Annotated in this window: 18 protein-coding genes; 8 read left to right on the top strand and 10 right to left on the bottom strand. The window is 58.9% G+C overall.

What is annotated here, in order from left to right:
- Nucleotides 1-2: 2 nt before the first annotated feature.
- The 4 genes from QPW08_RS13540 to QPW08_RS13525 form a co-directional block, all read right to left on the bottom strand.
- Entirely contained in the window at nt 3-3,044 is a 3,042-nt protein-coding gene (locus QPW08_RS13540; RefSeq protein ID WP_284126441.1) for a hypothetical protein, read from the bottom strand.
- Between the two features lie 260 nt (nt 3,045-3,304).
- Nucleotides 3,305-4,447, bottom strand: coding sequence for an acyl-CoA dehydrogenase family protein (locus QPW08_RS13535; RefSeq protein WP_284126440.1), 1,143 nt, complete (start codon nt 4,445-4,447; stop codon nt 3,305-3,307).
- Nucleotides 4,448-4,474: 27 nt separating this feature from the next.
- Nucleotides 4,475-5,623 carry a CaiB/BaiF CoA transferase family protein gene (locus tag QPW08_RS13530; protein WP_284126439.1) on the bottom strand — a complete coding sequence of 383 codons (1,149 nt, stop codon included), beginning with the start codon at nt 5,621-5,623 and terminating at the stop codon, nt 4,475-4,477.
- The gene (locus QPW08_RS13525) at nt 5,623-6,408 is read right to left on the bottom strand and encodes a crotonase/enoyl-CoA hydratase family protein (protein ID WP_284126438.1); all 786 of its coding nucleotides are present in this window, start codon (nt 6,406-6,408) and stop codon (nt 5,623-5,625) included. The genes QPW08_RS13530 and QPW08_RS13525 overlap by 1 nt, the downstream gene beginning before the upstream one ends.
- Nucleotides 6,409-6,523: 115 nt before the next feature.
- Between QPW08_RS13525 and QPW08_RS13520 the strand changes: the two genes are divergently transcribed.
- Both QPW08_RS13520 and QPW08_RS13515 read left to right on the top strand, forming a co-directional pair.
- Nucleotides 6,524-7,792, top strand: coding sequence for an acetyl-CoA C-acetyltransferase (locus tag QPW08_RS13520; protein ID WP_284126437.1), 1,269 nt, complete (start codon nt 6,524-6,526; stop codon nt 7,790-7,792).
- Nucleotides 7,793-7,936: 144 nt separating this feature from the next.
- Complete coding sequence (locus tag QPW08_RS13515; protein WP_284126436.1) at nt 7,937-8,959, top strand: DUF2235 domain-containing protein; 1,023 nt, start codon at nt 7,937-7,939, stop codon at nt 8,957-8,959.
- On the opposite strand, the gene QPW08_RS13510 is transcribed toward QPW08_RS13515, so the two are convergent.
- Entirely contained in the window at nt 8,956-10,605 is a 1,650-nt protein-coding gene (locus QPW08_RS13510) for an acyl-CoA dehydrogenase family protein (RefSeq protein WP_284126435.1), read from the bottom strand. The genes QPW08_RS13515 and QPW08_RS13510 overlap by 4 nt on opposite strands.
- A gap of 118 nt (nt 10,606-10,723) precedes the next feature.
- On the opposite strand from QPW08_RS13510, the gene QPW08_RS13505 reads away from it, so the two are divergent.
- Nucleotides 10,724-12,022, top strand: a complete 1,299-nt coding sequence (locus QPW08_RS13505; RefSeq protein ID WP_284126434.1) for a FecR domain-containing protein — start codon at nt 10,724-10,726, stop codon at nt 12,020-12,022.
- Nucleotides 12,023-12,047: 25 nt separating this feature from the next.
- Complete coding sequence (locus QPW08_RS13500) at nt 12,048-14,231, top strand: CHASE2 and HATPase_c domain-containing protein (protein ID WP_284126433.1); 2,184 nt, start codon at nt 12,048-12,050, stop codon at nt 14,229-14,231.
- A 9-nt stretch (nt 14,232-14,240) separates the two neighbouring features.
- Here the strand turns inward: QPW08_RS13500 and QPW08_RS13495 are convergent, their stop codons facing one another.
- Both QPW08_RS13495 and QPW08_RS13490 read right to left on the bottom strand, forming a co-directional pair.
- Entirely contained in the window at nt 14,241-14,786 is a 546-nt protein-coding gene (locus QPW08_RS13495; RefSeq protein WP_284126432.1) for a hypothetical protein, read from the bottom strand.
- A 3-nt stretch (nt 14,787-14,789) separates the two neighbouring features.
- A complete protein-coding gene (locus tag QPW08_RS13490) occupies nt 14,790-15,494 on the bottom strand; it encodes a response regulator transcription factor (RefSeq protein WP_284126431.1) in 705 nt (234 codons plus the stop codon).
- A gap of 517 nt (nt 15,495-16,011) precedes the next feature.
- Here QPW08_RS13490 and QPW08_RS13485 point away from each other — a divergent pair.
- Nucleotides 16,012-17,169 carry a tyrosine-type recombinase/integrase gene (locus QPW08_RS13485; protein ID WP_284126430.1) on the top strand — a complete coding sequence of 386 codons (1,158 nt, stop codon included), beginning with the start codon at nt 16,012-16,014 and terminating at the stop codon, nt 17,167-17,169.
- 30 nt (nt 17,170-17,199) lie between these two features.
- Here the strand turns inward: QPW08_RS13485 and QPW08_RS13480 are convergent, their stop codons facing one another.
- The 3 genes from QPW08_RS13480 to QPW08_RS13470 form a co-directional block, all read right to left on the bottom strand.
- Nucleotides 17,200-18,231, bottom strand: coding sequence for a hypothetical protein (locus tag QPW08_RS13480; protein ID WP_284126429.1), 1,032 nt, complete (start codon nt 18,229-18,231; stop codon nt 17,200-17,202).
- Nucleotides 18,216-19,790, bottom strand: a complete 1,575-nt coding sequence (locus tag QPW08_RS13475; RefSeq protein ID WP_284126428.1) for an ATP-dependent nuclease — start codon at nt 19,788-19,790, stop codon at nt 18,216-18,218. Before QPW08_RS13475 ends, QPW08_RS13480 begins: the two co-directional genes overlap by 16 nt.
- A 183-nt stretch (nt 19,791-19,973) precedes the next feature.
- Nucleotides 19,974-20,168, bottom strand: a complete 195-nt coding sequence (locus tag QPW08_RS13470; RefSeq protein ID WP_284126427.1) for a hypothetical protein — start codon at nt 20,166-20,168, stop codon at nt 19,974-19,976.
- A gap of 250 nt (nt 20,169-20,418) precedes the next feature.
- Here QPW08_RS13470 and QPW08_RS13465 point away from each other — a divergent pair, with 250 nt between their 5' ends.
- Genes QPW08_RS13465 through QPW08_RS14750 form a run of 3 tightly spaced genes read left to right on the top strand, consistent with a single transcriptional unit; the run spans nt 20,419 to nt 22,223 of the window.
- Entirely contained in the window at nt 20,419-20,661 is a 243-nt protein-coding gene (locus QPW08_RS13465; protein WP_284126426.1) for a multiubiquitin domain-containing protein, read from the top strand.
- Nucleotides 20,636-21,820 carry a ThiF family adenylyltransferase gene (locus QPW08_RS13460; protein WP_284126425.1) on the top strand — a complete coding sequence of 395 codons (1,185 nt, stop codon included), beginning with the start codon at nt 20,636-20,638 and terminating at the stop codon, nt 21,818-21,820. The genes QPW08_RS13465 and QPW08_RS13460 overlap by 26 nt, the downstream gene beginning before the upstream one ends.
- Nucleotides 21,813-22,223: a DUF6527 family protein gene (locus QPW08_RS14750; protein ID WP_407674570.1), complete on the top strand. Its 411-nt coding sequence runs from the start codon at nt 21,813-21,815 to the stop codon at nt 22,221-22,223. Before QPW08_RS13460 ends, QPW08_RS14750 begins: the two co-directional genes overlap by 8 nt.
- Nucleotides 22,224-22,237: the final 14 nt, after the last annotated feature.

Here is a 22,237-nt window from a genome sequence, read left to right as displayed (position 1 = left end):
AGCTATCCGTCATCGGCATAGACGCTGGTGACATCGTCCAGGTCCGCCGGGAGGGTGTAGTTCGGTTTCGAAGACTCGCTGCGATACCGGATCTTGGTGACGAGGAAGAAGATGCGCCAACAGCCGAAACCGGTATCGACCTGGTCTTTCGTGAAGTCGTAATCGCCATGCGCCTCTTCCGGCAGCATGTCGTGCAATTCCTTGGCCCATTGGTTAGGCGGCAGCTTGGAAGGCGCTGACGGCACCGGCAGGAAATAGGCCCGGAAGGCAAATTCGACTACGCCATCGGGGTCGCCGCCATCCTCGACCGCGCGCGGCATGGGGATGTCGAAATCGCTCGGCTTGGCACCGATGGTCCACCCCGACTCCGTCAGGCTTTCTTCGGACCATTCGCGCTTGTAACCGCCCCCGGCCATGACCGAGAACTCGTATTCTTCACCGAAGCCGAAGATGTTGGCACCGACCCCGCCGCTGACACCGGCATAGGCCTCGCCACCGTGCGACCATTCGTGCGATGTGAAGGACTTGGTCATGCTTTCGGCAGTTTCGACGATCATGTTGCCGTTGTTCCACGAATACATCAGGAACGGCTGCCCGCCTTCGAAGACGTAGGCATTGCGGCAAATGGTATCCCTGACATAGTTCTCGCCCATCTTGGCGTCGATCGCCTCGGCGGTATAGGATTCGAGGTCCCCGGCCGTGACAAGCGACGGGTGGAAGGCGGCCTGGTTGGTGGCAGGCGCCGATTGCATGCGCGCCAGCACCCGGCCCAGCTTCGGGCTCTGCGCGGGATCCTTGCTCAGGCCATCGGAAACAAGCGCCCCCCAACGGTTGGCAAACTGGAAGCCGGTGACGTGAAACTGCGCCGAGAGGGTCCGCGCGGACCCGGCACCCTCGGCTTCCGGCTCGTCATAGGGCGCTGTGTTGATGACCTTCGCATCAACTGCCAGGGCCGTTTCGCGCGCAGACGCAATCTCCTTCTCATCCTTGGTGATGTCTTCATATTCGTAGCCAACCTTGAAGCCGAGGCCGACACCCTTGGTGACCTTGCCTTCGGCTTCCATGCCTACGTTCCAGGTCGACTCGGTGGAGGTTGCCTTGCCGGTTTCCTCACCCTTGCCATATTCGAAAGCCGCCGCCTTGGCGGTGTCTCCAGTCAGTTTGTCGATGCCCTTGAAGTTCTGCAGCGGGAACGGTGCCGGCCCGTCGAAGTAGCCGCCGATCTGGTAGACCGGCCGGTTGCGATCCTTCTGCTTGATATCGTGCTTGTCGGACACTGTCCGGATGCTGCCGTAATCGTGCAGCTGGATCTTGTCCTTGCCGTAGCAGATGAACTCGAGGATCGGATACTCATCGGCCTCGAACGTGGTCGGTTGCCCTTCCAGGTTGACCCCGGTGGTTTCGGTTTTCCGCTGGCCCGACGGATAGGTGTAGAAGAGATTGGATGGCCTGGTATGGTCATCCGTCCCATAGTAATCGATCTTGTCGGTCGGCCCCTGGAGACACCACTGATTGGCAGGCTCGGGGGCCTTGTCGGTCCGGGTGTAGAAGGGGGCAAACGCTTTCTCGTGATAGTCGCCAAAACTTTGCAGCCGGCCTGACGCGTCGCGCTTCAGCGACGACATCTTGCCGGTCTGGTTGCTGAACGCTGTCAGCCGCCCGGTGCCCCATGGATTGGCTTTGAGCTTGCCGCTGCCGGCTTCGTCGGACGTACTGTCGTCGAACTCCAGCGGGACATGGCTTTGCCAAGTGAAGTTGGTGTGCTGGTTCTGCGCCGGGTCTGACGAGGTGACCCCGTAGGAAATCGCCAGAAAGTATTGCGGCACACGGGCATCCTTGCCGGCCCCCGGTTTGGGATCCGGGACTGTCCTGATGATCCAGTCGGCATCTATGGTGAAGCCGACTCCGGTGCGGTTTTCGAGTTTCCAGGGCTGGTCCTTAAGGTAGAAATCGACCTCGGCATTCACATCGACCTGGCGGCCCGAAAGCGCGGCCCAACCCTTGCCATCAGCGGCATTGTTGGTGTCCGATATGTCGAACAGGTAGAACATCAGCTTGCCGTAGCCGGGGCCGTAATTGTCGCCTGTCCTGGTATCTCCTGTCCCACATGCTGCCACAAGGATCTGCGTATCGCCGAACGCGACCGCCGAGACGGCTCCGGTGTGGTAGAGGACGTGGTCCTCAGCCGTATCGTCCTGTGGTTCGAACAGGATCATCTCCTGACCCCACTGCCCGCCCTTGTCCCCTGCCTTGGCCGTGAACTGCCGCGCGCGAAGCGACATGTAGGACGAGTCGGAATAGGTGTAGAAGCAGTAGAGCGCTCCCCCGATGGAGACGAGCGAAGTGATATCGGCGTCGGTTACGTCGCCCTTCTCATCGCGCGGGCTGGATGCCCATTTATCCTCCGGTTCCCTCCAGGCATTCTTGAACGCCTCCGGAAAGCTCGCCTTGAAATCGTTCACCCCCAACTTTTCCCAATAGGCGGGCTGCCACAGTTCCTTGCTCCAGTGGCTGGGATCAGCCAGTGCGGCCCCGTTCCAGTTCGCCTCGTCGCCTTCTGTCGGGATCAGGCGCTTGAGCGGGAACTGGCGGTGGATGACGAGGTGAGTTCGGTAGATGTCGACCCTTGCTGCGCCGACCACATGCAAGTGATCGTTATAAAGCGCAGTCGACATTTTTACGTCGGAGAAGAACTCCGGGATCACCATCTCTCGCGGCTTCTGATGGCCGGAGAAATCCTGACCGCCACTGGCCGGGTTGGGCCAGATACTGCCGCCGAACGTGGCCTGGGCATCCTTGTACGAGAAACCGATCTCGGTGCGCGAAACAGTCAGCGTCCGCTGTGCTTCGACCAGCGTGAAGGGGGCGATCGAAATGGCGTTCCTGCCAGCATCAAAGGTATAGTCCACCTCGGTACCAGCAATGAGGAGGGTCCCGTCAGACCTGAGCTCAAGTGGAGAAAAGCTCGTCGCTTCCCATTGCGCGACTGTATCGTATGTGCCGACCCACTGTTGAAATGTCGGCCCATGATTGCTCTTGCCCATCTTCACTCCCTTCGAAAAAACAATAGGAGCGACCCCAGACCATGGGCTTGTCAAACCGTTACAGTCGTCGCGACGGTGGGCTTCGCTAAGTCAATAGTCAAGTGACGAAGAAATATTGTCGCAGATGAGCGAGATATTTTCTGAACACCGATTCTTGAGCCTCCAAATAATAGGGATCAGAGCAAGAATGGAGACCCACCAAGCCTGCTTCCCGCTGCGGGAAGCGAGGTCTTATGTCGGCCGTTGCTACCAGTTGCCGATCAGATCGAGCGGGAAATTACTTCCTTCATGATCTCGTTGGTGCCGCCGAAGATACGGGTCACGCGGGCGTCGCGCCACAGGCGGGCGATGGTGTATTCGTTCATGTAGCCCGCCCCGCCATGGAGCTGGAGTGCAGCGTCGCAGCATTCCCATTGCAGGTCGGTGTGCCACAACTTGGCGGCGCTGGCCTCATCGGTGGTGAGCTTGCCTTCAAGGTGCCGCTTGATCGCCCAGTCCAGATGCGCCCAGCCGACCTGCAGCTTGGCCTTCAAGTCGGCGAGGGTGAACTTGGTGTTCTGGAATTCGAACACGGTCCGCCCGAAGGCCTTGCGGTCCTTGGTGAATTTCACAGCCTCGTCGAAGGCCCGCTGGGCGGCGGCCTGTCCGCCTACGGCAATGCCCAGCCGTTCCTGCGGCAGCTCTTCCATCAGGTGGATGAAACCGCGCCCTTCCTGCCCGAGGATATTGGTCTTGGGCACGCGGCAGTCGTTGAAGAACAGCTCGCTGGTATCGGCCGAATGCTGGCCGATCTTGTCGAGATTGCGCCCGCGCTCGAAGCCCGGCGTGTCGGCATCGACCAGCACCAGCGAGGTCCCCTTGGCGCCCTGCGACGGATCGGTCTTCGCCACCACGATCACGCAGTCGGCGTTCTGGCCGTTGGTGATGTAGGTCTTGGACCCGTTGATCACCAGATGGTTGCCATCCTCGATCGCGGTGGTGCGGATGCCTTGCAAGTCGGAGCCTGCGCCCGGCTCGGTCATGGCGATGGCAGTGATGATGTCGCCGCTGACCATGCCCGGGAGGTACTTGGCGCGCTGCTCCTCGCTGCCGAGCCGCTCGAAGTAATTGGCAGTGATGTCGCTCTGCAGCGTGAAGCCGGCGGAGGAGCCGAGATAGCTCAGCTCTTCGCACAGCACGCAGTTGAAGCCGAAGTCGAGCCCCAGTCCGCCGTTCTCTTCCTTTACCGTGGGGCACAGCAGGCCCGCTTCACCAACCGCTTTCCATACCTCGCGCGGGACGATGCCCTTTTCCTCGTGCTCATCGAGATGCGGTTCGAGATGCTGGGCAAAGACCTTGCGCACAGTGTCGCGAAAGGCCTCGTGGTCTTCATTGTAGGCAAAGCGGTTGGATGTATCGAGCATCTGTCTTGGTCCTCAAGGAGTGTCGGATCAGCCGACCGTCCCTGCATCGCGCAGGGCAGCGGCTTCATTGGCGTCAATCCCCAGCGAAGCGAGGATTTCGTCGGTTTGGTCACCCGGCATCGGTGCCGGGTTGGGTGCAGCGTTGGCGGTGCCGGAATAGCGCGGCGCAGGGGCCGGCTGGGTGTCGCCGCCGACCTCGATAAAGGTCTCCCGCGCGACATTGTGCGGATGCGCCGCCGCCTCACTCATGGTGAGTACCGGCGCATAGCAGACATCGGTATGCTCCATCAGCGCGTTCCATTCGCCCTGGGTCTTGCTCTTGAACAGCGAGGCGAGCTTGTCCTTCAGCTCACCCCACTGGCGCTTGTCATGCTGGGCGTCGAACTGAGCGTCGTCTTCAAGGCCTGCCAGCCGCCGAAGCTCGGCATAGAACTGCGGTTCGATGCTGCCGATGGAGATGAACTTGCCATCGGCGGTCTCGTAGGTGTCGTAGAAATGTGCCCCGGTATCGAGCAGGTTCACGCCCAGCTCCTCCGACCACACGCCGGTGTTCTTCATACCATGCATCATGGCCATCAGCACTGCGGTGCCGTCAGTCATGGCGCAGTCGATCACCTGTCCCTCGCCGCCACGGGCGACGTTGAGCAAGGCAGAAACCATGCCATAGGCGAGCATCATCCCGCCGCCGCCGAAGTCGCCGACCATGTTGATCGGCGGGGTCGGCTTGCCCCCTGCGCGGCCGAAATGGGCGAGCGCCCCGGCGAGAGCGATATAATTGATGTCATGCCCGGCCCAGGGCGCATAGGGGCCGGTCTGGCCCCAGCCCGTCATCCGGCCATAGACCAGCTTGGGATTGTCCTTGAGCAACTCGTCAGGACCAAGCCCGAGCCGCTCCATCACCCCGGGGCGGAAACCCTCGATGATGCCATCGGCGCTGGTGGCCAGCTTGCGTGCGAGCGCAACCCCCTCCTCACTCTTGAGGTTGACTGCGATCGACTTGCGCCCGCGCGCAAGCACGTCCTTGGTAGTGATAGGCTGCGAGCCGCCGCGCCCGCCGGTGGCGCGATCGACGCGGATCACTTCCGCTCCATGGTCGGCCAGCATCATCCCGCAGAAGGGGCCCGGCCCAATCCCGGCGAATTCGACGATGCGGATGCCGTCTAGCGGACCAGCCATTACTTGCCCTTCCAGTTGGGCTTGCGCTTCTCGGCGAATGCCGCTGCCCCTTCACGCGCGTCCTCGCTCATGAAGATCTGCGGCATCAGCTTGCCTTGCTCCTTGTAGCGATCGGCGCGCGGCCAGCTGCGCGATTCCTCGATGATCTGCTTGGAAACCTTGACCGCTAGCGGGCCGTTGGCGTTGATCGCCTCGGCCAGCTCCAGCGCGCCATCGAGCGCCGATCCATCGGTAACGCGGTTGACAAGGCCGAGCTCATAGGCCCGGCCCGCGTCGATGAAATCGCCGGTCAGCGCCAGCTCCATAGCCACCTTGTGCGGGATCAGATCGGGCAGCACCATCAAGCCACCTGCCGCAGCAACCAGGCCGCGCTTGGCCTCAGGGATACCGAACTTGGCACCGCTGTTGGCGACCACAAGGTCGCAGGCGATCATCAGCTCAAGCCCGCCCGCCAGCGCATAGCCGTCGACCGCCGCGATCAGTGGCTTGGCCGGCTTCTGCTCGGTCAGCCCGCCGAAACCGCGCCCCGGAACGCTGGGCGTTTCGCCGCGCAGGAAGCCCTTGAGGTCCATGCCCGAACAGAATGTCCCGCCCGCACCGGTCAGGATGCCGACCCGCAGGTGATCTTCGCCGTCGAGCCGGTCGAGCGCCGCCGCAATACCTTCCGACGCCGCCTTGGTCATGGCGTTCTTGGCTTCGGGGCGGTTGATGGTGATGATCAGGATGCCGTCGCGCTCTTCGGTCAGCACTTCGCCCGCACCTGGCTGTGTGTCGGTGTCGCTCATATCGGTCGCCTCTCCATGGCAAATTGAAACTTTTCTTGTGCCGGGACTGGCCAAGGTTTACGAAAACGTCAACCCGGACAAAGCACCGGAACAATGATTCTTTGGAGAGGATAGCATGCCAGTAGCCTATATCGTTGACGCCTGCCGCACTCCGCGCGGTATCGGCAAGGTCGGCAAGGGAGCGCTCGCGGGCGAGCATCCGCAGCATCTTGCCGCAACCGTGCTCAAAGCGCTCAAGGAGCGAAACAACCTCGATACCGCCACCGTCGACGACGTGATCTGGTCGGTCAGCACGCAGGATGGCAAGCAGGCCGGCGACATGGGCCGCATGGCCGCGCTCGACGCAGGCTACGATATCACCAGCAGCGGCATGACGCTCGACCGTTTCTGCGGCGGCGGGATTACCTCGGTGAACCTAGCTGCCGCTCAGGTCATGTCCGGCATGGCCGACTGCGTGGTCGCCGGCGGCACCGAGATGATGAGCCTCACCGCCGAGATGGCGAAGGCCAAAATGCAGGCGGGCATCGACCCGCCGCGGATGGGTAGCGGCAATACGCGGCTGCAAAAGGTCCACCCGCAAAGCCACCAGGGCGTGTGCGGCGATGCCATTGCCAGCATGGAAGGCTTCACCCGCGAAGAGCTCGACCATGTCGGCTATCTCAGCCAGCAGCGCGCCGCCAAGGCGATCGAAGAAGGCCGCTTCGACAAGTCGGTGGTCCCTGTGGTCGACGATGACGGCAATGTAATCCTCGACCGGGAGGAATTCCCCCGGCCACAGACCACCATGGAAACGCTGGCGCAGCTTGAACCGGCCTTCCCCAAGCTGGCAGACATCCCGCTGGACAAGGAAGGTACGACCTTCCGCAAGCTCATCAACCAGAAGTACCCGGATCTCGAGATCAAGCACTTCCACCATGCGGGCAACAGCTCGGGCGTGGTCGATGGCGCGGCCGGCGTGCTGGTGGCAAGCAAGGAGTATTGCGAAAAGCACGGGCTCAAGCCCCGCGCGCGGATCATCGCGACCGCCAATATGGGTGACGATCCGACACTGATGCTCAACGCACCGGTACCAGCCGCCAAGCGAGTGCTGGAGAAAGCGGGCATGACGCTCGACGATATCGACCTGTTCGAGATCAACGAAGCCTTCGCAGTCGTCGCCGCCAAGTTCGTACGCGACCTCGGGCTCGATTGGGACAAGGTCAACGTCAACGGCGGTGCGATCGCACTCGGCCATCCGATCGGCGCGACCGGATCAATGCTGATCGGTACCATCGTTGACGAACTTGAGCGGCAGGAGAAGAAGACCGGCCTCGTCACCATGTGTGCGGCAGGCGGTATGGCTCCGGCAATCATCGTCGAACGCGTGGATGATTTCATCGACTGATCGCCGCGCAACAGCAAAACCTTATCGGCCCGGAAGGATGGTTACCTTCCGGGCCTTTTTCGTTTGCGCTCCTTCTGTTACGCCAAAAAGAAAAACAGACCGGGTCTCGATCGCACCACCCCCCTCGATGAAGGGATGAGACCGATGAAACGCTTGATCATCTGTTGCGACGGCACCTGGCAAAGCCTCGACGACGACTGGCCGACCAACATCCAGCGCATTGCGCAATTCGTGCTGCCGACCGCTCCGGACGGGGTAACGCAAACGCTCTATTACGATCCCGGCGTCGGGCTGAAGAATGCCTTCGACCGGGTGGCCGGGGGCGGGTTCGGGCTTGGCCTCGATGGCGAGATCGAGCAGGCCTACAGCTTCCTCAGCATGAACTGGGAGGTCGGCGACGAGATCTTCCTGTTCGGCTTCAGCCGCGGGGCTTACACCGTCCGTTCGCTGGCCGGGCTGATCCGGTCCTGCGGCATTGTCAGGCGGGACCGGCTGCGCGCCATCCCTCGCGCCATGGCGCTATATCGCGACCGTGAAATCGGGCCCGATCACGATGAATGCATCGTCTTTCGCAAATCCAATTCGATCGCCGATGACGATGCCCCCCCAGTGATCCATTTCCTAGGCTGTTTCGACACGGTCGGCTCGCTGGGCATCCCCACCATCATCCCCGCCTTCCCGATCGAGAAAGTATTCAACGACGCGCACGCCTTCCACGATACCCAGCTCAATTCCTACATCCGCCATGCCCGCCACGCCGTCGCCATCGACGAGCGGCGCAAGGATTTCGACGTCACGCGGATGCAACCACCGGGCAAGCCCTTGCCCGACCACAGCCTGAAAGAGATCTGGTTCCCCGGCACCCACGGCAGCGTCGGCGGCGGCACCCGTTCCGAACGCGGGCTGGCTGACGGCGCGCTCAAATGGATGGTTGGCGAAGCCGGCGAAGCGGGGCTGACCTTCGATGCCGAGCTAATCGAAGACTACACCCGCCCCAACCCGCTCACAGAATTCGACGGCGACGGCGGCGTCTTCGGCGCGCTGCGCCCGATGCATGACCGGACCGGCCCCGAAGACCGCTCGGCGCTTTCGGATGAGGCCATGGTACGCTGGAAGGCCGGCAAGTATCGACCGCCGACTATCGCGCATCTGCTGTCAGAGGCCTAGCCGCCAGGCTGTGCCTTGAGCGTCCCTCGCCCGATCACCTGGGCCTGGATTTCGCCCGCCCCTTCGAAGATGTTGAGGATGCGCGCGTCGCACAGCACGCGGCTGATCTCGTATTCCAGCGCATAACCATTGCCGCCGTGGATCTGCAGCGCGTTGTCGGCATTGGCCCAGGCCACCCGTGCCGCCAGCAGCTTGGCCATGCCGGCCTCGATGTCGCAGCGCTCGCCCTTGTCCTTGTGGCGGGCGGCAGAATAGGTCAGCTCGCGCGCCATCACCAGCTCGGCCACCATCAGCGCCAGCTTGTCGGCCACGCGCGGGAAGGCCAGCAGGGGTTTGCCGAACTGCTTGCGCTCGAGCGCATATTTGAGCCCCAGGTCGAAGGCATTCCAGCCGACCCCGATGGCGCGGGCGGCGGTCTGGATGCGCGCCCCTTCGAAGGTCCGCATCAACTGCTTGAAGCCCTGCCCCTCGGCCCCGCCCAGGAGACCGTCTTCGGCCACAGCAAAACCATCGAAGCCGAGCGCATATTCCTTCATACCGCGATAGCCGAGCACTTCGATCTCGCTGCCGTCGATGCCATCGTCAGGGAACGGATCGGCGTCACTGCCGCGGGTCTTTTCCGCCAGCAGCATGGAAAGCCCGCCATAGCCGGGCGTATCGGGATCGGTGCGGCACAGCACCGTCATCATGTCCGCCCGCGCGGCGTGGGTAATCCAGGTCTTGGCCCCGGTGATGCGCCAGCTGCCGTCAGCCTGCCGCATCCCGCGCGTTCGGACCGACGCGAGGTCGGAGCCGGTATCGGGCTCGGTAAAGACCGCGGTCGGCAGGATTGAGCCGTCAGCCAGCTTCGGCAGCCATTTGGTTTTCTGTTCCGGCGTGCCGTTCTCGCCGATCAGCTCGCCCGCAATCTCGGACCGGGTCCCCAGCGATCCAGCACAGATCCAGCCGCGCGACAGCTCTTCGGAGACAAGGCACATGGCAGTCTTGCCCAGCCCCAGCCCGCCATACTCTTCGCCGATGCAGACTCCGAACACGCCGAGCTCGGCCATTTCCTGCACGACTTCGATCGGGATCAGCGCGTCGGCCAGGTGCCACTCATGCGCATGCGGCGCGATCCGGTCGGCGGTGAAGGCGCGGAACTGCTGGCGGATGAGATCGAGCGTCTCGTCACCGAAAGTCTCGTCCGGCACCGCGCCTTCGGCCAGCAGCGCCGCTAGCCGCGCACGGTTCGCGGCGGTATTCCCTTCGGCCATGAAGCGCGCCGCAGCCGGATCTTGCGCCAGCGCAGAGGCGGCCTCGGCGATTCCCAGTTCGCCAGGTCGGACATATTCGTTCTGGCTCATCGCCACCCCGCTGGCGAGCTGGTGCAGATACTCACCGAACCCGATTTGCAGGACCAGCATCTCGACTTCGCCAAACCGCCCCGCAGTCCCGGCCCGCGCCGCCCAATCGGCGCAGCTTTCAAGGGCCGCCACCGTGGTGCCGATCCAGGCAAAGCCATGCACCTGTCGCTGATGCTGCTCGACCAGCAAAGGGTCTGGCGTGCCCTGGGGCGCAGCAAGGGCGGCGGTCGCCAGCCGGGCAGCTTCGCCATAGGTCTTGGCTGCACCGCAGGCATCGCGGCTCAGGGAAATCCAGTCGGTCATGCTTATTTCAAACTCTCCGTCGCTTTGCGCAAAAGCGTAAGCTCATGTAAAATCGACCCGTCTTCTCGTGGCCTAACGCGTGCAGGCATGGCATGGAGAGGAACAAGAGGGACTAGCAATGTACAAATTCGCCACTCTGCAGATTCTCCTGGCGGCCTGCTGCGCCTGCTTGTTTGGGGCAGCCCCGGCGCATGCGCAAGATGACGACTTCATCACCTACCAGGTGAAGAAAGGCGACACGCTCTATGGCCTGGGGCAGGAATACCTGCGCGGAGACGCAGCTGCCGAGCAAGTGCGCCGGATCAACCGGGTCGCCAATCCCCGGCTGCTGCCGGTGGCGCGAGAACTCAAGATCCCGCGCGACCTGCTGCGCTTCGAAGATGTGCAACTGCGGGTCGCCGGCTTCTCCGGCCCGGTCGAAGTCAATGGCGAAGCCCCGGCGCTGAACCGGGTACTGGGCGAAGGCCAGACCGTGGCGACTGGGCGAGCCGGCTTCGTCAGCTTTCGCGCCACCAACGGAGCGCAGGTTTCATTGCCATCGAATACCAGGGCCCGCCTGATGCGCGCGCGGCGTTACCTGCTTGGCGACATCCTCGATGTCGATTTTGCCATTCTCAGCGGCCGAGGCGAAGCTGTATCTCCCAAGCTCAAGGCACAGGGCCGGATGCGCATGCGCACCCCCACTGCAGTGACGTCTGTGCGTGGCACTGAATTCCGGGTTGCCCATGATGAAGCCGCCGAGCGCAGCCTGACCGAAGTCGTCGAAGGCGAGGTTGCGGTGGCTGTCGGCAGTGAAAGCACCCCGACCGGGGCTGGCTTCGGCGTCGCCAGCACCGCCAGCGGCGTGGGTACGCTCGAAGCGCTGTTGCCTGCTCCTGCGATCGAGGATCCCGGCGCAGTACAGACGGGCGAGATGCTGGTCTTCAACGTAGCACCGCTCGACAGGGCCTCGGCTTACCGCACGCAGATAGCCCGCGATGCTGGTTTTCTTGAAATGGTCGGTGAGCAGGTGGTTGCCAACGGCCCGACAGAATTCGCCAGTATCGACAATGGTCGCTATTTCGTTCGCGCCCGCGCGATCTCCGCGAGCGGCCTTGAAGGCTTGTCGGAGACTTTCAGTTTCCGCCGCAAACGGCTCGACGTCTCTGCTGCAGTCGAGGAATCCCCGTTGGCCGATGGTTTCCTGTTCAAATGGCTGCCGGAAGGTGAAGGCGAGACCTTCTTCGCTTTCCAGATGTGGCGGGACGGGGCTCCTGGTCGGATGCTGGTGGATGAAACCGGCATGCAGGAAACCGGGCTCATCCTGACCGACCTCGAGCCCGGTACCTACCAATGGCGCGTGGCAGCGATGCAGGCGGTTGAAGAAGGCCTTCTAAAAGTCTGGGGCCCGACACAGAAGCTGGTGGTTTCCGAATAGGTTTCATGAGGTTAGGACCGCAGCCATGAATCCCCTGCGGCTCAGGCTGGAATGGTTGCTGCTGCTGGCAGTGGCGCTGGCGGTCGCCATTTGGGGACAGTGGAGCGAAGCGGCCTACAGGATCGACAATCGCGCACTGGACATCGCGACGAGCCTGGCGCGGCCCAGCGTTGATCCCGACATTGTTATCGTGGCGATCGATGACCCGGCCTTGGCCGAAATTGGTGCCTGGCCGTGGCCGCGATCGACGCATGCCCGGCTCGTCGAAGCGCTGGATGCTGCCGGAGCAAAGCTGGTGCTGTTCGATGTGCTGTTTGTCGAACCAACCACAACTGAAGATGACACGGCGCTTGCCGATGCGATAGCGCAGGCAGGCCATGTCGTTCTCCCGCATACCTTCGGGCTGACTCCCAACACAGCTGACGCGTTTCAGCCAGTCATGCCCCTTCCATCGCTCGGAGCTGCGGCAGCCGGCATCGGTCATGTCGGTGCCGAACTGGACAATGACGGGCTACTTCGCCGTTTCACTCTTGAGCAGCCGCTCGGCGAGGCCGTCTTTCCGCATTTCGTGGCGGTCGGGATGGAGGAGCTGGGCTTGCCAACACCCTACCACGGAGCGCCGGAAGATGCCGGCAACCGTCCGATCATCCCCTTCCAACCCATTGGAGCCTTTCCAACTATCTCCGCTGCCGAAGTACTCCAGGGTCGCTTGCTTGAAGGCGCACTCACCGGAAAGATCGTCTTGGTCGGAGCAACATCTGCGGGACTGGGAGATCGATATTCTGTCGCCGCCGGTACTGTCGAATTGATGCCCGGTGTCGAGACACAGGCAAACCTCCTCAATGCCCTGATGGCACAGCGCGTCGTCACGCCAATGGGAATGCCTGCTCAGCTTGTGGTGTCGGTCGTCTCGCTGGTCCTGCTGTTCCTCGCCTTCTGGTTCCTACCACCTCGCTACGGCCTGGTTTCAGCGGTAGCCCTGCTAGCGCTGCTGCTGGTTGGAACGATCGCGATGGTGCCGCTGACCGGACAGTGGCTCCCGATCGGGGCGCTGGCGCTGGTGATTCTGCTTGCTTATCCGTTGTGGAGCTGGCGGCGACTGACAGCTGTCAGCACCTATCTCGATAACGAGGCGCGCCGGCTCGTGAGTGCCGACCGTGGTGGCCGCGATGAAGAAGGGGTCGACTTCATCGCACGGCAGGTTTCCCGCGTTCGGCGACTGGTGCACAATGTACAGGATTCCCTCGCCTTCCTCCGGCAGGTGATCGAAGCTGCGCCCGATGCCATCATCGTGCTCGACTCCGAAGGTCATACACAAATGATGAACGCCCGCGCGCAAAGCCTCTTCGCCGCATGGCGCGAAGGCGATGCCCCCAGCTTGCAGGAACTGCTGTTGGAAGTGCAGGCAAGGCTGCGTCAGGATCGCGGAGAGATTGAGACTGCCGATGGCAAGACTTTCCTTCTGGCCCGCGCACAATTGGGTAGCGCGGATGCGCCGTCGAGGAGCGGCGAAATCCTCGCCCTGCGTGAAGTCACGGAGATCCGCCGGCGCGAAGAGGAACGCAAACAGATGCTGGAGTTCCTCTCGCATGACATGCGCACGCCGCAAGCTGCGATCATCGGTCTCGCCAGCCGTGCCAATGGCGAGCCGGATACCGGCAAGTTGTTCAAGCGGATCCGCAACCAGGCCGAACGCACGCTCAAGCTGGCCGACGATTTCGTCCAGCTGGCGCGGCTAGAAGAAGCGGAGATCAGCCGCGAGGACACGGACCTGGTGGCGCTCAGTGAAGAAGCCTGCGACCGCTTCTTTGCGCAGGCGAGGGCAAGAAAGATCACCATCGCTCAAGACCTGCCGGAAGAACCTGTCTATGCGCTCGTCGATGCTTCGTTGATTGCCAGGCTTCTCGACAATCTGATTGGCAATGCGCTCAAGTACTCACCAGCCGAGACCTCGGTTCATGTCTCCGTAGCCAAGCCTGCGGATGGCACTGTCGCTCTCACCATTGCCGATGAGGGCCCGGGGTTGTCGGAAGAGCGGCAAGCCAACCCATTTGCGCGGTTCGGAGCGCATGAACAGCATGCCGGCCCTAGCGCCGGGCTCGGCCTCGCATTCGTAAAACGCGTGGTCGACACGCATGGCGGGGTGATCGACGTCAAGTCGGAGGCCGGGCAGGGCACGCGATTCGTCGTCACGCTGCCAGCTGAATAAAGGTATTTCTCAGCGCGGCCTGCGGTCCAGCGCATCGCTGACGAGGCGATCGGCAAACGCTGACAGTTCCGCATCCGAGAACCCGCAAGCCGTCGCTTCTCCTTCGCCCCGATAGACACGCGAGCCGGTCTGGCGATCCAGCAAGACCAGTGTTGCTCGCAGCCGCTTGGCATCGCAGCCGTCGAAAAGCCGCGACTTGCGTGGGCGCGCTTCCCAGTCGATGGCCTCCTGGCCTGCGGCTTGGGTAGAGGTTGTCAGACCCCCTTCGGCGTCCCCGATCGATATCGAATAATCTGCAAGGTAGCGTGCATCGCTGGAGAGTGCGACGGAATGCCTGGCGAACGCCTGGCCCAGCGCTTGCTCAAGCCTTGCCCGGTCACCGCCGTCGGCACCGGCATCGCTCAAGGCAATGCTTGTCGGACCCGCGATACCTTTTCCGCTGGAGTTGATGTCGAAAGGCGTTGCCACAGCACAGGCCGCAAGCATTACAGGCGTCAACGCCAGCGCGATCCGTCGCACCGCCATACAGGCCGCCGGCCCGTCAGGCTTGGTCATGGACTATTCCTCCGCGGTGGCGTCGTAATCATCCATACGATAGCCGAAACCGAACACGGTTTGTATCGCAAATCCATTTTGCGGGCGCAATTCCAGCTTGGAGCGGACCCGCGAAATGTGCATGTCGAGGGTCCGGGTCTCCATGTCAGGCGAGCCGTTCCAGACCTGCGAGAAGATGTAGTTGCGCGAAAGCGGTCGGTTGAGATTGTCGAACAACAGTTCGGCAACCTTGAACTCCTTGGCCGTCAGCTTGACCGGCTTTCCCTCGCGCTCGATGGTCTCCTGCAACCGGTCGATGCGATACTGCCCGAACTCTTCGAAGCGTGGCTTCTGGCTACTGCGAACCTTGCGCACGGCTGCTTCGATCCGTGCCAGGATCACTTCATTGCTTTCCGGCTTGACGATATAGTCGATCGCGCCGGCTTCGAGGCCCTTGACCACGTCCTGCTTGTCCGCCCGGCTGGTAATCAGGATCATCGCCGGCGGCGGCGATAGATTTGCCGTCGCCCAGTTAACGATCTCCAACCCGGTCTTGCCCGGCATGTTCCAGTCGATCAGCACAACATCATAGGTTTCGCGCTTGAGACCGGTAAGCATCTCGGCCCCGTTCCTGTAGCGATCAAAATTGTGGGATGACCCGTCCAAAGCCGCAGCGAGCTGCTCCAGCAATTCGGGATCATCATCGGCTATTGCGACACGCATAGGCATTTCCAATCCTGCGCCGGCTGTCCTCAATGCCGCCGGCAGGGCATTCAGAAATGTAACGTGTAAATGAAATAATGGAAGCAGTTCAGCCGTTTAGCAGTGCTGAATTTACGAGATTTTACGTTCGCGCCGGTACCAATAGCCGGCAAGAAGAAGCCCCGCCGTCGCGCTGCATACTTCGCATCAGCGAGAAACGGGACCGCGCATGACTTCCCCTGACCGGACAGGGGAACGGGATTCCGCTTGGTGATTCAACAGGACAACCGCAATCGGCGAGCCAAGGCTGGCGCGTTTCAATGTTCTTGGATTCAAGGGTTGAAAGCTGATGGTGCCCAGAAGAGGACTCACACCCATTTCCACATAGTTGAACATATTGGCATTTTTTCGCGTTATTTCACAATGATATGGATTAGATGCCCCCAACATACATGAACATTGATTTTCACAGTTTCGCGTGTCAAAAGGTGGACTATCGGGTGGACTGAAAAGTTAGAGTCCCAAAGTGCCAAAAGGTGGACCGGTGCTCTACAACGCACTTACACAAATGAAGGCCAAGAACGCGGGCCCTGGCAAATACGCTGACGGTCAGGGGCTATGGTTAGTCAAGCGGTCGAAAGAGGCTGGAAAATGGACCCTGCGCCTTGTCATCAACCGCAAACGCCGCGAAATGGGATTAGGTCGCTGGCCCGATGTCTCCATTTCTGAGGCTAGAGACCGGGCCGCGGACGCCCGAAAGGCAGTGCGTGAGGGGCTCGATCCCATCACCGAGCGTTCAAAGCATAGTCTTGCCCCCAAGACTGTAACCTTGGAAGAAGCAGCACGTGGGTGCTTCGAAGCGAAGAGGGTTGAGCTCAAGAACGCAAATGCGCGCAAGCGCTGGCTTGGACTGTTAGAAGGTCATGTACTGCCAAAAATTGGCAGCTTGCCTGTTGAGGAAATAGATCAGCACCAGATCAAAGCTACGCTGGAGCCGATCTGGCATTCCAAGGCTGAAACCGCTCGCAAATCTCTTGGGCACATCGGCCAAACACTGAAATATGCAGCAGCACTTGGCTTGGATGTCGATCTACAAGCACCAGCGAAGGCAAGAGCGCTTATGGGGAAGCAGCGCCATCAAACCACTCACATTCCTGCCATGCCCTATGCTGAAGCCCCAGAATTCTATCGGTGGCTATGTAGCTTTGACCACACAGCGGCGCTTGCGCTGCGCTTTCTTATGCTCACGGTCGCCAGAACGACTGAAGTTCGCTTAGCGTCGGCTTCCGAGATTGATGGTGACGTATGGGTTCTCTCGCCGGAGCGTACAAAGACTGGCCGCGAACACAGAGTCCCTCTGACCCAAGAAGCAATATCTGTTCTCAGCATCGCACGATCCAAATCTGAAAACGAATTCTTCTTCCCCGCGCTGCGCGGGAAGCCAATTTCAGATATGGCTATGTCGAGCTTTATGAAGCGCGAAGGCTACGAAGCGAGACCTCATGGCTTCAGGGCAACCTTTCGGACGTGGTGTGAAGAGCAAACTGAAGCCGCATTTGAGGTGAAGGAAGCTGCCCTTGGCCACCAGGTCGACGCTGGAGTTGTGGGAGCCTATCAAAGGTCCGATCGTTTGGAGAAAAGGCGAGAGCTGATGAGGCAATGGTCTGCATGGTTGCTCCCGAAAGCTTCAAAACAAGCCTGAGGTTGGGTTTGATGGCTTGGATCGCAGGAGTTAGTTGCGCTTTCGGCTTCTGACATGGTCCTCTAGCAAGATGTAGAGGTCTCCACGGGCTCGGGAGCACGCTACGTATAGCTTGTTTCGTGTCGCTTCGGGTAGATCAGCAAGCTTACCGTCCTCAAAGGCTTTGGCAGTCGTCCTGTTCAGAACAACACAAACATCCCCATACCTATTCAGTCCCTTGCATTTCCCCCAATTGTTTGAGTGACATGGGTATTTCTTAGATTCTTGATAAAAGAGCTTAACTTTCTCATCATCATCGAAGAGCCTCAAAGCCTCGCCCGCATCCTTAATCAAGTGGACCTTCGTGTCCTCTTCGCGGGCACTGGATATATTGATCCCGATGTTAGACTGGATGAAAGCACAAACCGCTGCGCTACACCTCCAAGTTTTGTCGAGTGAATCAGTGTCAATTTCGAAGCCTGCGGCCTCGAACTCCTTCAAGTACGCACCAGGGCCTTTCTTGTGCAGATTTTTCCGGACATTGCCGTCCCGGCTCGTGTCGAAGGTGTGTTGGAAAAAATCCCCAACAAGAAGCACGTCGATGTCAGTTGCAGATAGCTCCAGCAAGAAGTTGAAGTCGTGCGCCGCAAAATCCTGCACCTCATCGACATATAGATCGTCGTAATACCGCGCCAAGCGGCGACGCACCTTGTCCATTAGTCCGGCAACAGAGACCAGTTTCGCTGCCCGGTTTCCATAAATATACCTGCGCGGGCTTACATAGTACCTCGCATCTGTCGTCTTCGCCCTTGATCTCGTCGGTAGCTTCCAAGTGTAAGCATTGTCTCGAAGTTTGTACGAGACATACGGCCTGAGGCAAAAGCTGTAGAGGAACGAGAAGTACGACCTGACATGGATATGGCTTGGCAAGTGGCCGTACTTCTCGATTAGGCTAGCTTCTATGCTCCTCAGATTTTCGTTGGTGTAGGTGATAATCAGCGAGCGCTTTGCATCATCAATCGAGTTGAGAATAAGTGAGGTTTTGCCCGAACCAGCAACTGCAAAAACTAGCTTCTTATCCATGTTATCGCTTCGGCTATGTACGCAGGCACCACAACATCGTCCGGTTTCGAAGAGGCAATGGCGAAAGCTGCTTCGGACTTATTCTTCAGCATGTACTCTTGGACGGTTAGAGTCCTTCTACCTTCAGCGAACAGTCCTTCGCACAATTCTGAATTGTCCTGATAGACGCAAATTTCGAATGTCGACCGAGCGTCATCAGGATCGTAGGCGACGTTTATTGTCGCGGCGTCAGCATATGGTTCGTAACGTTCAACGCAGGTAGTTTGCCCATTGCCGTCATTATCGGTGATCACCACAGTCCGAATGCCCAAGAGTTTTGCGATATCTAGGTATCTCGGGAAGCTGATCCCTCCGATCGCAATCACATCAACACCAGAGCCGAAGAGAGGTTCTCCCGTCAGATTTTGATAGAAAGCTTCCATCAGAATATATTCTGCATCCCCCTCAACAAGCAGCGCTCTACTGGAAAGAACAAATTCAAGCACTGAATTGTCCGGAGCCCTCATGAAGAACTCCGCTGTGTCTTTGGGCAAGGCATCCAACTTTATAGGCTCAGCGCCTGGTGGACCGAGCAAGATTGCGTGCCGAAGATCAAGGCGTGAGCAAATGAGTGAGCTATGTGTGGCTATGAAAATCTGAGATTCACTGCCATCCTCGATGACCTTGATCAGCCTCTTCATATTAGCCTGACTTAGATGGTTTTCGGGCTCCTCCAAGAGCACCACGTCGATATTCGCCTTCTTAGCTAAGGCAAATTCGGTGCGAACGAAGCACTGGCTACCCATTCCAAGGTTATCAATATCGATCCCCTCGCGAGAAATGGTAAGGTCAGTTTCAAGGTTGGCCTTGGAGCTATTCTTGACCGAGAAGCCGTAGCCAGCGTCTAAGCGCTCGTTCAGTTCAGCAAGTTGTTCCTTCGAGTAGCTGTCCTTCACTTGTCGGTAGGCATATTTCAGAGCGTGCTTTTCTTCATCTTTTACATGCGCTTGGTACATCGTATTGATGTACGCCTTGGAAGCATACTCCGTGCTGATTTTTGTGGTGTCGAGCACCAGACAGTCGAGCGGCTTCTTGTAAGGAGATAGCGCCTCACCACCGAAACCTTTTATTTCGACCATATAGTAATCGTAGGGAAAGGCGATATCAGGCTGTTTGATCACCTCGCTGATTTGCTCAAAAAGCTCATCTCTAGGCCTGCATCTGAGGTAGATGCCATGCGCCTCAATCTGCTCAATGTTGTGCTGCCCGTCGAACTCGGGCCGTTGGGTGTCGGAAAGATATAGGTCGATCTCCATTTCAGGGAGATCTTCGACCTTTCGCTCCTGCTTGCTTAGAAATTCGCTCACCGCCGATTGATTGATGAGTTTTTCTAATCCAATGGCGTCGACCCGGCTGGTATTGGCTCCCAAAACCAGATCGATCGCCTGTAGAATGCTGCTTTTCCCGGTGTCATTATCTCCGATGAAGATATTCAAGCTGGCATCAAGACCTTCGATCTTCCTGTTCCGGAAGCCCTTGAAGTTTCTCAGATGAATAGTCTGGATAGTATGTTTTGGCATCAATCATAGAGTACCACGCAATCTAGCGAAGTAAATTTCTCGCATCGCTCTTTTCCAGGCTCTTCAACACCCCTTCGGGTACACCTGCCAAAATTCGGCGGATGCTTCTGTCTGGGTCACATTGAACAGACTGCGCTTTAGTGAGCGCTTTTCTGGTGGACCCCACGGAGCATCGCGCTCCGATTAGGCTTCAGCAGCTGTTTTGGCGATCTTCTCGCGGATACTCTCAAGGCTAGTCAGTTGTAGCCGTATCCCACGGATACTATCGCAGAGCTCCCAGGCATTATCCTCAATAATGTCCAGCTCCTCGCACAGCTTCCATCTCCTGTTATCGAGCGCCTCCTCCAGGGGAGATTGGTTCGCTTTCTCCTCACTCATAGATGGGCGCCTTTTTGGGTGCTGATAAGTGACCGGTCGGCCTCCGGTCAGAACCATCATATCTATTTTCCGTGCTCGCAGACTAGGAGGCGAAACGCGCCATTTCCCCGGAATCCAATGTCAGCCACCTGATGAAAAGCTGTGGAGAACAAAATTGGTACAGAGCCTTGCGCTAAACCCAAGCCAGCGTATCATAGAGGATGAACTCGGGACTTATTAGCAGTAGATCAACCGAGTCTAGGAAACTGATATGGCAAAAGAAATCATCATTATTGTAAATGCAGAGGAAAAGCCGGTCCCTGACGAAACGGTCACTTTCGATCAAATCGTGGAACTGGCCTATCCTGGGGCTCCCACTGGACCGCAAATAACTTACTCAATCACCTTCGAGCACGCCAAAGAGCCGAAGCAAGGAACGCTTGGTCCAGGTGGGTCGGTCAAGGTTAAGCCGCGCAACACGGTGTTCGATGTCATACAAGCTAATCGAGCTTAACGAGGACCTACGCAGGCTTCGCGAGCTGAAGTTCAACGTCGACATCGAGGGTGCGTACCTGATTGTGCGCGATATCCCGTATCTCAATTCCCAGAAGGAGGTTAAGCGCGACGGAATCCTTGCCACCGAACTCACCCTCAATGGCGACAAGACGATCGCACCTGCAAGGCACCAAATTCGGTTTAAGGGAGAAGCTCCTTGCGACGCACAAGGGATCGCAATTGATGCGCTTCGCCAAAGCGCAAAAAAGCACCAAGTGACCAGGGGCATCACTTGCGATTTTGAGTTTTCAAATAAGCCCCGCCCTGAAGGATACTTGGATTTCCGCGAGAAAATCCAGAACTATGCAGGCATCATAAGTGGACCTGCTTCAACGCTCGATCCAACAGCTACACCTATGACTGGCAATGTTGTAGAGCCACAGCCGGATGAGTCTCCGTTCAACTATCTAGATACCAACTCGGCGAAGGCCGAGATCAGCATGTTGTCTGAAAGATTGGCCGTCGAGAGGATCGCGATTGTTGGACTAGGCGGAACAGGATCATACGTACTGGACCAAATGGCGAAGACACCAGTCGCCCAAATACACATCTACGACGGAGATAAATTCTCATCTCACAACGCTTTCAGGGCCCCAGGAGCTGCATCGCTTGATGAACTTCGAGCCCAGCCTTTGAAGGTGTCTTACTTCGCAGACATCTACTCAAAGATGCATCGCGGCATCGTTTCTCATCCCGAGTATATAGATGAGGCAAACGTCGCCGAACTGACGCAAATGGACTGCGTTTTTCTTTGCATGGACGCTGGACCTGGAAAGCGATTGATTGTGGAGACGCTTGGCCCATCAAAAGTTCCATTCTTCGACGCCAGCATGGGCTTGTATGAAAAGGCTGACCGGATTGGAGGCATCCTTCAGGTCACAACAAGTACCGAATCAAACCGTGATCAGGCTCGCGATCGGATGTCACTTGCTGATGCTGATGAGCCCAACGAATATGATCAAAATATTCAGATTGCAGATCTCAATGCCCTGAATGCTCAGCTGGCAGTTTTGCGCTGGAAAAAAATGCGAGGTTTCTACCACGCTTTCGACCGGGCGAATTTCAGCTCGTTTACCGTTGGAAGCAACTTACTCCTTAACGAAGACCAGTATGATTAGAATTTCAGAGATGCGCGTGGAGGGGGTCGAATTCATGCCAGCGGAACTGGCAGACGGCGTTTTGTATGTGTCCGAAAGATTCAAGACAGCCGCTCATCGTTGCTGCTGTGGTTGTGGCACCAAAACGGTAACCCCTTTGAAGCCTGGCGGTTGGAACCTGTCAGGCACTTCATCGGCACCAACCCTACGACCCTCGATCGGAAATTGGAATTTGCCTTGTCGATCGCATTATCTGATTACCAATGGCGGAGTTCATGAAGCGCTCCAGTGGTCGGAAGCTGAGATTGAAGCGGGACGGGCACGCGATCATGCTCTTCGACAACAGCATTTCGACAAGAAGCCGATTTTGGTCCGGATATGGCTAGCCTCAGTTTCATTCATAAAGAGCCTGAGGTTCTGGTGATCAGGCTGAGGGGA

It is taken from the genome of Parerythrobacter aestuarii (assembly GCF_030140925.1).
GTDB lineage: Bacteria > Pseudomonadota > Alphaproteobacteria > Sphingomonadales > Sphingomonadaceae > Parerythrobacter > Parerythrobacter aestuarii.
Note: the sequence above shows the minus strand (reverse complement) of the source record. Positions and strands in the feature narration are given on the sequence as shown.